Source organism: Niastella sp., assembly GCF_045805085.1.
Taxonomy (GTDB): Bacteria; Bacteroidota; Bacteroidia; order Chitinophagales; family Chitinophagaceae; genus Niastella.
This window is the reverse complement of the sequence record NZ_JBJMLX010000320.1, coordinates 1-14,034: the sequence shown is the minus strand read 5'-3', so window position 1 is coordinate 14,034 and position 14,034 is coordinate 1. Positions and strand designations below refer to the sequence as shown.

8 protein-coding genes are annotated in these 14,034 nt (G+C 43.3%); 5 read left to right on the top strand and 3 right to left on the bottom strand.

Annotation, left to right across the window (positions count from 1 at the left end; translation table 11 throughout):
* Positions 1–2,746: gliding motility-associated C-terminal domain-containing protein (locus ACJ751_RS16800; RefSeq protein WP_407746679.1), on the top strand; the 2,746-nt coding region annotated here is incomplete at its 5' end.
* A gap of 15 nt (positions 2,747–2,761) precedes the next feature.
* On the opposite strand, the gene ACJ751_RS16795 is transcribed toward ACJ751_RS16800, so the two are convergent.
* Entirely contained in the window at positions 2,762–3,001 is a 240-nt protein-coding gene (locus tag ACJ751_RS16795) for a hypothetical protein (RefSeq protein WP_407746678.1), read from the bottom strand.
* Positions 3,002–3,180: 179 nt separating this feature from the next.
* Positions 3,181–3,852, bottom strand: coding sequence for an SMI1/KNR4 family protein (locus ACJ751_RS16790; protein WP_407746677.1), 672 nt, complete (start codon positions 3,850–3,852; stop codon positions 3,181–3,183).
* Positions 3,853–4,080: 228 nt separating this feature from the next.
* Here ACJ751_RS16790 and ACJ751_RS16785 point away from each other — a divergent pair, with 228 nt between their 5' ends.
* The 4 genes from ACJ751_RS16785 (at position 4,081) to ACJ751_RS16770 (ending at position 13,400) form a co-directional block, all read left to right on the top strand.
* A complete protein-coding gene (locus ACJ751_RS16785; protein ID WP_407746676.1) occupies positions 4,081–7,926 on the top strand; it encodes a M36 family metallopeptidase in 3,846 nt (1,281 codons plus the stop codon).
* 143 nt (positions 7,927–8,069) lie between these two features.
* A complete protein-coding gene (locus ACJ751_RS16780; protein WP_407746675.1) occupies positions 8,070–9,299 on the top strand; it encodes a 6-bladed beta-propeller in 1,230 nt (409 codons plus the stop codon).
* Between the two features lie 2 nt (positions 9,300–9,301).
* Entirely contained in the window at positions 9,302–12,100 is a 2,799-nt protein-coding gene (locus ACJ751_RS16775; protein WP_407746674.1) for a carboxypeptidase regulatory-like domain-containing protein, read from the top strand.
* 121 nt (positions 12,101–12,221) lie between these two features.
* Complete coding sequence (locus ACJ751_RS16770; RefSeq protein WP_407746673.1) at positions 12,222–13,400, top strand: aminotransferase class V-fold PLP-dependent enzyme; 1,179 nt, start codon at positions 12,222–12,224, stop codon at positions 13,398–13,400.
* A gap of 2 nt (positions 13,401–13,402) precedes the next feature.
* Here ACJ751_RS16770 and ACJ751_RS16765 read toward each other — a convergent pair.
* On the bottom strand, positions 13,403–14,034 hold a 632-nt coding region (locus ACJ751_RS16765), incomplete at its 5' end, for a helix-turn-helix domain-containing protein (RefSeq protein WP_407746672.1).

Sequence of the window (14,034 nt, the reverse complement as noted above, 5' to 3'; positions counted from 1 at the left end):
TGCTTCCTATTTTAATATTTACAATAATACCATTTCACTCGACGATCAGAACATGTATGGTGCGGAGTGCGACGGAATATATTTTCAGGATATAAGTAATGTGAATGTGTTTAACAATATCATTACCATCTCAAGGGCAACCAGCGACTGGAATTATGCTATTACATTAGTGAAAGCGATGCAGGGGCTTACCTGTAAACGGAATGTTTTTTATGTAGCTGGTTCAGATAATATAAATGCAGTTGGCGCGCTTGCCAACCAGGACCTGACGCTCTTATCTGATTGGCAAAAAGTAACGGGGCTGGATTATTCCTCGGTGTACATAGATCCTCAATATACCAATTTAGCCGCTTTCAACTTTGTGCCCAAAGCGCAGCCTATTGATAACATGGCGCTGTATGAAAATATAGATACCGATATAACCGGTGCAGCACGTAGCCCGCTGAATCCCGATCCGGGTTGTTATGAGTTTGTAACATCCGCCTGTCAAACCCCGGTTATTCCCGGAGGCACCACCGTATTACCTGATTCAATTTTATGTTACGGTCCACAGATCTCGTTGGGATTAACAGGTAATTCCTGGGGGGTAGGGCAAACCTATACCTGGCAAAGTGCTTCCTCTGCAACCGGAACGTATAGCAATATCAGCAGCGGCGTTGCGTATCCTTCATTGGATCTGTTGCCCGCCACTACGATGTATTACCGGGCCGCGGTGACCTGTTTGGGCAATACCATGTATTCGACCCCTGTACGGGTGATCGTTAATAGCATGTTGACTGGCGGTACTTATACCATCAACTCAGCGCAACCTACGGGCGGCATTAACTTTACTTCTTTCAGCGATGCCGTGCTGGCCATGGAATGTGGCATTACAGGATCGGTTGTCTTTAATGTGGCGCCGGGTTCCGGCCCTTATAACGAACAGGTGATCATTCCCGCTATCACAACTTCGCCTGCACAAACAATCACCTTTAGAGGCAATGGTGCAACGGTTTCCTATGCAGCTACTACCAGCACTGAAAACTCAGTAATAAAACTGAATGGGGTGGATTATGTTACCATCGACAGCTTACACATAAAAGTTATGGGCTCGTCATTTGGTTACGGAATACAATTGATAGGCGATGCAGACCACAATACCATAAAACGCTGCACTGTTTCAATGAGTACTACTGCTACCACCAGCGGTTATGCGGGTATAGTGCTTAACAACAGTCTGAATGACCCGATAAATTATTCCAATATTTCTTATTGCGATAGCAATACGATCACCAATAATACCATCACCGGCGGTTATTATGGTATAACCTGTACATCGCGCACTATTAGCGCTCCAGCCCTTCCATCAGGCAATATCCTGAGCGGGAATACAATTATCGATAGCTATGGCTATGGCGTTTATCTCGATGGCATTGCCAATACACTGGTAGATAGCAATAACATCAGTCAGCAGGCCCGCACCGGTTTTACCAGCTACAGCGGCATCTATCTTAAACAGACCAACGCCTTTGGGTTGTCGCCATATGGCAACCAGATCTCCAGGAACAGGATTCATGATCTTATGACCAAAGGTTCGGTGGTAAGTACTGAAGTACATGGTATTCATGTTGAAGCGGTGGTTGGTAAGGCAGGCGCCCCCAACTTCGTTTCCAATAACATGCTGTATAATTTTAGAGGAATTTCACCGCAATACGGCATCTTTTCCAGAAGTTCAAATTATGTAATGATCTATCACAACACCATTTCACTCGAAGATTCCCTGGGTACTACCAATGCCGGCATCATGACAGCAGGAGTGGGTTTACTGGGCACCCTGAGTACGGGCGCAGAGGTGAAGAACAACAGTGTGGTGATTAAAAGGGGCGGGCTGGGAACAAGAACTGGTCTCTATATACAAGGGAACGACAGCGCCCTAAAGGCCAATAACAATAATTATTTCATTACTGCTGCAACAGGAGTTAATTATACCGGTTCTATGGGCGGTAAGAACTATGCGCAACTGGCCGACTGGCTGGCAGTGAGAAAAGACTCGAACTCCATCAGTCTGTATCCATTGTACAAAGATTCATTGAAAGCCGATTTCACGCCTACGCTGATACCCTTCGACGATAAAGGCGCTTACGTAGGTATTACCAATGATATCAGTAATAACATTCGCAGCACCAGTAAACCCGATATAGGCGCCAATGAATTTACCATTTGTTACCCGCTCACCGAGCCGGTACTTACAATAGATTCCCTGGGTGGCTTTGTAATCAAATTCTCATGGGCAACCGTTGAAAATGCAAGGGGTTACCGGGTGTCGCGCGATGGCATTAACTGGACCGATCCTTCCACAGGCCCCATGGGCACCAGCCATTACATTTATGGGTTAACGGGCCAGGATACCGTGGCACTACAGGTAGAAGCGCTTGGTACAAGATGGGATTGTCCATCGGTATTTTCAAAACGGGTAGTAGGTAAAACATTGAGCGACCAGATCTTTTTTCCCAATACATTTACCCCGAACAATAACGGGCAGAATGATGTGTTTAAAGTGTATAGCAACGTTATACAAACCATGCGGTTAATAATATTTAACCAGTGGGGCGAGAAGGTATTTGAAACAAACGATATCAATGGCGCCTGGGATGGCACTTACAAGGGTAAGCCGCAACCAATCGGCGTGTATGTATACGCCGCTTCATTAGTATTGACCGATGGGACCAAAGAAGTGAAAAAAGGAAGCTTTAATTTGTTACGGTAAAAAATAATTATATTATTATATCATTGTATTTAATTTCTTGCTGGCGAAGCTAAGCGCTTCTACAGGTGATTCGAACAGTACGGGTTTGCCTTCTTCATCCGTTATGATAACAGGAGAACCGGAGAGCGTTTCGTTCAGGTAATATTTGGCAATAAAATATTCTGTAGGTATAATATTGGGATTGGCCCTGTTGGCCGGTTGTTGTTCTACTTCTATCCAAACATCTTTACCGTTAATGGATTGTTTTTCTATCATGGTAAACAATTTCGAACTTTACATGCAAAGGTCAGGCCACAGCTGCCTGTAGGTAATACCTTAACATTGAATCAAAAACGATCTATAAATGTCAACAACCTCATGTAAAGTAACCATCCATATGGTGTCGAGCCTGGATGGCATTATTGCAAAAAAAGCGAATATCCTGATCTCAATAATCATTTGAAGTATCCATAATCAGGCGCATCCGGCTTTTGGAGTGTGCCATCAATAACGGCATCGAGCCAGCCTTCATAATAGTCAAGAAAATTAGTGGTGTCGGGTGTAAAAATGGGCTTCATAAGATAGTTGGTGTCCAGGTTCACTACCCGTCCTGTATGTGGCCCGTTCAAAATAAGAGTATGATAATACGTGCAGCCCTGGCTGCCCAGTCGTAAGGTGCCGCCATATAATTTGCCAGCTGCCTGTCTGTATTGTTCTTTTGTAATATTTTCGCCACTATGCTCAAATTCCGTTAACGACTGCCACTGATCCATTGACATGTCCGGATCAAGCTGGCAATCATGGGAAAGAAAATTTTCCTCAGCTATATTATATCCCAATGCGAAAATTCCATAACCAGGCCCTGCACCTGATCCCTGATAACCTATACCACCATTCCCGACCACCAGTAAAAAAGACCGGAAGCATTCGGGCAATTGAATGGAATGCTTTTGCTCGAACGCCGACACTTCTTCTTCGGTGGCAGGTACGTTCAACAGGTATTCATGGGTGCCAGACTCGAACACGTCGAAATCTTCATCTGCAGTTCTTGCCGCCTCCAGCTTATCTTTTATTCTTTGTAATTGCGCATCAAATGGCGTCTTGATGGGGGGTGTTGGTAAGATCATATATCACTGTTAAGGGTCAAAAATACAGTATTCAGCTATTATTAATAAAACATGGATATTATATTTGGCGTCTCTTTTACCCAGGTTCATACCGGTTTCACTTACTTATGGCATTCTTTATATATAAAGTTTTACATATGCCGGTAGTTCGTATATCCCACCACTTTATTTTTTCAGATTGGTTAAACATGTAAGGGATTCCCTTAACTTAGGTTTAACCATTCTAACATGAGAAAAATACTACAACCTTTAGCCTTCCTATGCATGCTATTATTTATTTCCAGCCTGGCATTAGCCCAGGATAAAGGCCTGGAAGAATATCGTCCCTTATTGATAAAAAATGCAGCACGCCTTGGTATAACGCCAACTGATGCCACCGATGCGGTCATTTTGCAGGCTTATACCGATAACAAAAGTCATATCACTTACATTTACCTGCAGCAGACCTATCAGCAGATAAAAGTGTACAACACGATCATCTCGGCAGCTTTTATTGATGGCAGCCTGCAATATGCTTCCGGAAATTTTGTGAAAAATAGTACCGGTAAAGCGGGCGCCCCGGTTGCTTCCCGGTCTTATATGGATGCTATCCGTGGGGCCATGCGTCATCTGCATTTAAATGAGAAGGCGCCACTCTCAGCGGAAAGGGATCTTTTCACCGCTGAAAAAAAATTCATGGTAACAGCTGATGCTATTGCCCGGCGGCCAATTGAAATTACGTTGTACTGGACGCCCTCCGACGATAAACAACAGCTGATACTTACCTGGAACGTAAATATTCATTTAAAAGACAGCGCAGACTGGTGGAACGTACGGATCAATGCTCAAACCGGGGAGTTTGTGCAAAAGGACAACTGGACGGTAAGCGAAAAAATGCCTGAGTTAACACAGGTACATGCCAATGACCGGCCAGTAGCTTTTAAGAACTTTGTACCAGCGATTACTCAGGATAAAATGGAGAGCGGCAGTACGGTTCAAACCAAATTACCGGCGCCTCCCAATGTTACATCGGCAACCTACCAGGTTATTCCATATCCTTACGAAAGTCCCAATTATGCACCGTTTGCCAACGACGTAAGCCCCTGGCTAAAAGCCGGGGCCTCCAACGACGCCGTTACGCTGGGCTGGCATTTTGATAATGTAACTAATTATACTATTACCAGGGGAAACAACGTATTTGCTTTTTTAGACCGGCAAAGCAATAACGCCGCTAATGCTGCCCGTAACTGGCCCGATACCTCCAGTACCCCGGCGCCCAGCCTTACGTTTACGCATAACAATAGTACGGCTCAACAACCCTGGTTTGATATAGAAAGTAAAAAGGCAGCACTGGATAACCTTTTTTACTGGAATAACCTGATGCATGACGTTACCTATCAATATGGCTTTACAGAAGCCGCCGGTAACTTTCAACGCGATAACCTGGGGCGCGGCGGCGCCGGTAACGACTTTGTATCAGCCCAGGCACAGGACAGTTCAGGATATAGCAATGCCAATTTCAGTACGCCCAGAGATGGCACCAGTGGTACTATGCAAATGTATACCTGGGCCAGTCCGCCGGGCTTCACCATAAGTTCACCGTCGCCTATTGCCGGTAACTATGCGGCTCTTGAAAGTTCATTTACTTCCCCTAATAAACTGGTTGACCGCGGACCTATAACAGGAAAGATCGTTTGGTATAATGATGATGCGGCGGGTACTACTCACCGGGGGTGCATGCCTGCAGCCAATGCAGCTGCAGTAGCCGGAAATATAGTCCTGATAGACGCTTACGGTGGCGCAGTCCCCTGTACGACCTATGCATACAAAGTAAAAAATGCGCAAAATGCGGGCGCCATTGCTGTTATCATCTATTTCCCCCCCAATTCCGCCTTAGGTGGCATTGGCGGTACAGATCCAACTATTACTATCCCCACTATTGTAGTAACCAACCCTACCGGCAATGCAATTGCAGCCCAGTTAAATGCGAATCAAATTGTAACTGCCACTATGAGTACCGGAATTTATATTGATGGCGACTTCGACAATGGCGTTATTTGCCACGAATACGGACATGGGATCTCGAACCGCTTAACCGGCGGCGCTTTTGGCGCCAGTTGCCTGAATAACGCAGAGCAGGGAGGGGAAGGCTGGAGTGATTTTATGGCGCTGATGATGACCACCAACTGGGCAACCGCTCAATCGACCGACGGCCCCAATCCCAGACCAATGGCTACTTACGCTGCCGCACAATCTGTAAATGGTGCGGGTATACGCAGATATCCATATTCTACCAATATGTCGGTAAATCCCCTTACCTATACCAACATGGCCACCAATACAGAAGTGCATGCTATAGGAGAGATCTGGTGCAGCGCACTTTGGGATATGACCTGGAACCTTATTCAACAACAAAACGCCATTACCGCCGATTTGTATAATAGTGCAGGTAACGGCGGAAACATAATTGCCATGAACCTGGTAATTACGGGGATGAAACTGCAACCCTGTTCGCCGGGTTTCCTGGATGCACGCAATGCCATTCTGGCCGCAGATTCAATCCTGTATGGATATAGTCATAAATGCGCCATCTGGAATGCTTTTGCCCGCAGGGGGATGGGATACAGCGCCAAACAAGGCTTATCAACCGATGCTACTGATCAAACGCCTGCATTTGATCTGCCGCCAGGTATTATAATAACCAGATCGTTACCGGTTAAAGTAGATGCAAATACAAATATTACCCTTACCCGAACTGCAACCTGTAATTGTCAGGCGGCCACTTTCACCTTACGGGATACCATCCCTGCAGGCTTTACGTATGTTAGCAGTATACCGGCAGGTACCCTTAGCGGTAATATTCTTACTTTCCCTGCAACCACTTTTAATTCGGAAGAAGCTAAAAACTTTTCCATTACCCTGCAGGCGCCTGCCACGGGTTGTATCATTGATTCGGTGCTGAACGACAACCGGGATACCAGAACTACCGGCGGCTTTACTTCTTCAGGTTCTTCTACCTGGACGGCTTCTACAGTAAGAGCCCATTCGGGGAATACTTCCTGGTTTGCCCCTGATATTACCACGCAGTCATCAACTTCGCTTACTTCGGCAAGCACCGCTACAACGGCTGCCAAACCACTCAGTATTCTTTCTTTCTGGCACAACTTCCGCACAGAAACGCTGTTTGATGGCGGCTTGGTGGAATATTCTACCGATGGCGGTGCTACCTGGACGGATGCTTCTCCATTGTTCCTGAACACCGGGTATACTTATACTATGGATGCCACAACTACGCTTGGCGGCCGCAAAGCTTTTTCCGGTAACAGCAAAGGTTTTGAGCAAACAATGGTGAACCTGGCCTCGTTTGGAACTACGCCGGTGCAGTTCAGGTTCCGTATGGAAACCAATGCTGGAGGCAAGGGGGTAGAAGGATGGTATGTGGATGATATTGTACGGGCAAATGGCTGTGGCGAAATTATGCGCTCAGGTATATATGATGGTTCCGGCGTGCGGGTTGACAGTGCAACTGTTCCGGTGTTTGTAAATATTCAACAGTCGTTGCCGCTTACCCTGCTTTGGTTTTATACCAACCAGCTGGGCGGACAGGTAGCGCTTGACTGGAAAACCGTTTCTGAAATGGACGTAAAAGATTTTACTGTTGAATGGAGCGCCGATGCGGTTACCTGGACCAGCCTTGGAAATGTAAATGCTCAAAACCAGCATAACAATAGCTACAACTTCCTGCATAGCGATCCGGTAATTGGTAACAATTACTACCGCATTAAAATGAATGATAAAGATGGCAGGTTCACCTATTCACCAGTAAGGAATGTCACCCTGAAGGAAAATGGAAACCCGGCAGTAGTGCTGATCCCCAACCCTGTAAATGCCAATGCCATGTTGTATATTTCAAAAGAAGTAAAAGCTACCAGCGTAAAAGTATATAATGCAGCCGGCAGCATGGTAATGCAGCTGGCCATAGGGGCAGGCGTGCAGCAGGTACGAATTTCCACTACCAGGTTAGCGCCCGGGATCTATACCATTGAGACAAATGGCGCCAACCGGCAAATAACCCGGATGATGGTACAGCATTAAACAATAATGAATAAACATTCAACAAGCCCGTCTCCTGTTGGAGGCGGGCTTTTACATTCCTTCTAAAACCAAACCTTAAGAGCGCGTTAACATTTACAACTATACATTTGGGAAGCCAATACTAACCCTTAATGACACCCTGCTTGCGTTTCCTTATCTTGATGCTATGCTACCTGCGCATTTCTCCCATCGCTCAGGCACAACTGCAAAAGATCTATCTCCATCCCAAATCGGCCGGTAGCGAAAAACAATCAAAATTTGTAGACTCTATACGATTTATCCCTTTGGAAGCAAATGAGGGGATTGAATTTACCATGTACAATTCCGTTGAGGTAACAAACAATTATTTCATTATAAAGAATTATATCGGTAAGTCAGTGCTGCTGTATGCCAAAAACGGGCGTTTTATTAAAAAAATAAGTTATAACAAGCTTGGCAATGGCTTTTTCCCGGTTTATGACGAGCGTACCAACCAGATCGTTTTTTTTGGAGATAATAAAAATTATACACTTACACCCCGGGACAGAATAAAAATAAAATTGGATTGGAGCAGTCCGCGTAATAAGAAGTATTTTAAAAAATATACGATTGATCTGAACGATACCTCGTTTACTATTAAAAAAGATCTTCCCCTGCAAAACGACCTTTTACATGCGTACAATTATTATGATGATGTTTATAGTATGGGAGAAATTAATACGAGCGAACTGTATAAAGACAGCCTGGATTATGAGTTCAAGATCTACAAAGGAAACCAGCTGGTAAAAGGGTTGTTCCCTTACAACCGTATTAATGAAACAAGGTTTTTATATAGAGATGAAAGTATAAGTATCAATAAAACGGATACGCCTTATATCAACTTTATTTCCCGCCCTTATTGTGATACCATTTACAAAATGGTTAAAGATAGTGTATTGCCTGTCTACCAGATAGTGTTGCCATTGGAAAACAGTTTGCCGGCCTCGTTTTTTACCACGCCTTTTAAAAATAAAACCGAACGGGAAAATTTTGAGCGTAACAATGGCTGGATGCTCCACCAGGTGTATACATTCTATGAAACGCCACGGTTCGTTTATTTTGTGATAGGTTATCTCAATAACTTCGAATCTTACATCTATCAAAAGCAAACCAATACCACCTTCAAAGCCAAAAATATTAAGCCGGATAGCAGCCAGTATAATTTACCGCTATTGGAAGACTTTAGAGTTTCACGTAAGATGGACAAATTCTACAAAACACAAAAAGCTGGTGACCTTGTTACATTCTTTGAAAAAAACAAGAACGTGCCGGTTCCCAAAGAACTGGACAATTTTATAAAGAGCCATCCACCTGCCACAACACCCGTAATTATTGAATTCAAACTTAAAAACTAACCTTGAAGCCAACATTCTTTACCTGTTTTTTACTAACCTTGTCCACGCTGGCTTTTTGCCAAACCGGAAAGCTAACAGGTTCGGTTATGGACGCTGAAACCAAAACTCCGCTGGAGCTGGCGACAATAACCGTTTTTGGCCAGGACTCTTCGGTGGTTGCTTATAAGTTATCCGACAAAAATGGATTATTCACCATTGATAAATTACCACTGAAGAAAAAGTTACTGGTAAGCGTTACCTATACGGGATATACCAGTTACAATAAATGGTTTCAACAAGATGGCGCCACTACGGATACGCTCAATGTATTGCTGTCGCTGAACAGTAAAGATACCGTTGTGGTAACCGCTGCGGTTCCCATCAGGATGAACGGCGACACCCTGGAGATAAATCCCGCCGCTTTTAAGATGAAAAAAGACGCCGTTGTAGAAGAATTATTGAACCAGGTCTCGGGCGTTACTATCTGGTCTGATGGCACCATAACAGTCAATGGCAAAAAAGTACAAAATCTGCTGGTTGACGGGAAGCCGTTTATGGGCGCCACAGATCCCCGGGTTGCCACGCAAAATCTTCCCAAATCCGCTATCGACAAAATACAGCTTTACCAGGAATACGACAGGAGTAAGATCGGTCAGCCAAAACAGCCTCAGGATTCCCTGCTCACCATGAACCTTAAGCTAAAAGAAGACAGCAAAAAAGGATACTTCGGCAAAGCAGGAGCCGGCTACGGCACCCTGGACCGCTTTGAAGCAGATCTTTCTTTTCAGTTATATAACAAGAGGAGCAGTGCCGGTATAGGAGGGGGGATAAATAACATCAATAAGAATATCGGCAACCTCCAGGAAATGTTTCAGAATAATACGTACAGAAACTATAACCCTAATTTATATAATGTCGGCAGGTTTGGAACCAATGGAATCAATAAGAACCATTCTATTGGCGGTGTATTGGTTCATAATTTTATAGAATCTTCAAACAGCAGGCAAAATGACCGGCTTACCATTAATTACAATAAATCAGGAACCGATGCTTTTATTACCGATAAAAATTATCAGAACAGAACGGCGATCGATAATCCGCAGTTTATCCGCGATGAGGGGGTTCAAAACAACCTGCAGAACAAACATGATATAGGCATCAAATATCTAAAGACCAATAGTTATAACGATAACCTGGACGTAAACGGTACAGTAAATACCAACAGTGAGAACGGTAATTCGTACCGTTCAGTAGAAGTAAGGGATTCCGCTGATCTGCTGCAAAGCACCAATCGTACTACTACGCTGAACAGGCAAAGATCTGATAACGAATCGGTGAATATAAATTTTAGCCGATCCAATGAGGATAAGCCGTTACAAAGCTTTACGTCCCAGTTCAGCGCATCACGCGGAAATACTGTATCGCAGAAGGACATGGTAAGTGAATTTGAGTCTTTGACCGATGCAAGTAAAAACGCCTACAATAACCGGCATTACGCCACCAACAATCAAAAGCAGAACATAACAGGAAGCTTTGAGTATACAGGCTTTAGAAGGCTGCTGTTAGGAAGATATAATCTATTTGGCATAAATCTCAGTCTTAACCAATGGTTCAATTATACCCGGCTAACGGATAATACCGTTGTAACAGATTATGACACTACTGCCAAGCTGCATAACCTCAATGCCAACCTTTCCAACTTCAATAAAAGAGAAGTGTTTGAGTATACGCCCTCTCTTACCTTGTCAAAGTATTTTTGGAAGTATTATGACACCTGGTACCGCAGCCTGAGTGTGCAGTTCAAACTGCTCAACGATTTTAAAACGGATAAGAACAACTCCTCGTTTGAAAAAAGAAACCTGGATCGCTCCTTTCAGTTTTTGCGGTATGAGGGAACTGTCAATTATCAATACACCAAAAGGGATAAATACAGGTATTACACGTCGGTCTTTTACGTAAAATCCATGGAGTACCCTTCCATTGACAGGTTATATACCATTGTTGACGATATCAATGCATATGAGATCAGAATGGGTAATCCGAACCTGCGGAACAGTATCAATCACTCCGTTAATTTAAATGCTTATTTCAATACCGAAAACAAAAAGTCACTGTATGCTATCAACGGCAATGTCTATGGCAGATATTTGCTGTCATTAGATCCGGTAACAGACAGTACCATCAATGATCCTTCCGGTAAAAGGATCTATTATTATACGAATGCAGACAGATCCAGGAACATCAACCTGAATTATAGTTTCAATATCTCGAGAAAGATAAATAGTAATAATCTTCAGCTCATGTACAATGGTCAGTTGACGACCGGTAATCAACCAAACCATATTGATGGAGTCAGCAACATTAGTAAAACCGGCAGTTTGTCCAATCAATTTACCCTTCAGTTTTCCTTGAATTCGATCCTGGTACTTACTGCAGGAGAAAACTTACAGAGTTATAAGACCAGGACAACCGCGGTCGGGCTGAATTCCTTTAAAAATAACAGTAGTACCACAAAGCTCGGGATCGTTGTCAATTATCCGGCCGGCTTAACCTTTAGCAGTACGCTGGATCATATTTCCAACTCGAATATAAACAAGCCAATTGTTCTCTGGAATGCATTTACTACATACAGGTTTTTGAAACAGCAGGGAGAACTAAAGTTTTCGGCTATGGACCTGCTGAAAAAATACCAGAATATCAGTAACAGCGTAAACGCATATGGCACCACTACGAGGATTACGAATGGCTTGCAACAATATTTTTTGCTGACGTTCTCTTACTACCCCCGCAAGTTTGGTAAAACGGATATCAAAAGGCAATAGACAAGGGAAAGTATACTAATCCGCGACCTTACAGCAAAGTGAAAAATACGAAATTCTCAAACTATCCGGAACAACCGATTTATTTGTATATTAGTGTGGTGTACAAATAAAAAGTTATCAAGTGGACATATCAAAAATAAGGAAAGAAACACCCGGTTGTGATTTCGTAATTCATTTAAATAATGCCGGCGCCGCCTTAATGCCAGCAATAGTTGCTGATGCGATCCGCGATTATATAACCGAAGAAGAAAAATACGGCGGTTATGAAACTACAGATAAGAAAGCGGCTGAATTAGAGCAGTTTTACCAGTATGCTTCTTCTCTGCTTCACTGTAAAGCCCAAAATATAGCTTTTACAACCAACGCAACCGACAGCTATAACAAGGCTCTTTCTTCCATCCCTTTTAAACAGAACGATATCATCCTAACGACAACGAATGATTATCCGTCTAATTTTATTGCCTTTTTATCACTGCAGAAGCGATTGGGTGTAAAGGTCATTCTTGTCAGCAATACAGATACGGGGGAAATAGACGTGGAAGACCTGGAGCGTAAACTAAAAAAACATTCGCCGAAACTTTTATCCATAACGCATGTTCCCACCAGTTCAGGACTTGTTCAACCCATAGAAAGGATAGGAGAGGTTGTAAAGAAGCACGATTGCATTTACCTGTTGGATGCCTGCCAGTCCTTGGGTCAAATGGATGTAAATGCAACAAGCACCGGGGCAGATTTCATTAGCGGAACTTTCCGGAAATTCCTGCGTGGTCCAAGAGGCGCTGGTCTGTTATATGTTTCAGATAAGGCACTTGCCATGGGATTTGAGCCTTTGTTTCCCGATCTGCATGGAGCAGATTGGATAGATGTGGATCATTATAAGATCCGAACGGATGCGAAGCGGTTTGAGGACTGGGAAACAGCTTACGCTTTAATGATGGGCAGTAGTCAGGCGCTGGCTTATTTATTATCGCTGGGTATTCACAATATTGAACAAAGAAATAAGCTGCTTGTTCATAAATTGAGAACCGGGTTGGCTGAAATTCCCGCTGTTAAATTATTGGATAAAGGACAACAACAATGCTCAATTGTTACCTTCCAACTGAAAGGTTTACCGGAACACTCCGCAAAGCAGTATTTCAGGGACAAAGGAATTAATGTTTATACAACGCCTAAATCGGCTGCGATGATTGATTTTGAAGAGAAGGGAATAGATTGGGCAGTAAGGGTATCGTCCCATTATTATAACACTGAAAAAGAAATTGATCTATTGCTCGAAGCAGTTAAGGCTGTTAAAGCATAGTGCTAACTATTTGATTTTCTAAACTCCGTTGGACTTATTCCCTTATATTTTTTAAATGACCGGTTTAAATGGCTTTCATCGGTAAAGTTAAATTCATACACGATCTCATTTATCCTCATATCACTGTGAAGCAGCCTGGATTCTACCAGGCGCATTTTGTAGTTGGAAATATATTGCTGCAAAGTTTCTCCTGTTTGCTTCTTGAAATAGCGCCCTAAATAAGCTAATGAAATACCGAGATGCCTGCTTATTACTTCCGCTCTCAACATGCCAGGTTCAAAAACATTTTGCTGTATGTAGTGCAATATTTCAAGCACCGGCTCTCCGGTATTTTCTTTTATATTCTTAGGGAGCTTTAAAGCAATATTTCTTGCCACAATTGTAATAACAGTGTTTACCACCTGTTCAATGATCTTGTTGAAATAAATTTGCTGATTAGTGTTCTCCCTGATAATACTTTCAATAAGCGAAGCCACAAATGGTTTATCTGCCTTATTTTTTAAAATACAACCAGGACGATGGCTGGCATTTTGAAGTATATATTCCATCCGCTTTACCGCATCTTTATCCTTTGAAATAAATGTCTTTACGTAACTCTCGCTAAACCGGATAAAAAAGAAGTTAGAAAGGTTGG

What these genes read in the sequence shown, in the direction of transcription:
- ACJ751_RS16790 (WP_407746677.1), bottom strand. Translation starts at nt 3,852, where the DNA reads ATGATCTTACCAACACCCCCCATCAAGACGCCATTTGATGCGCAATTA.
- ACJ751_RS16785 (WP_407746676.1), top strand. Translation starts at nt 4,081, where the DNA reads ATGAGAAAAATACTACAACCTTTAGCCTTCCTATGCATGCTATTATTT.
- ACJ751_RS16795 (WP_407746678.1), bottom strand. Translation starts at nt 3,001, where the DNA reads ATGATAGAAAAACAATCCATTAACGGTAAAGATGTTTGGATAGAAGTA.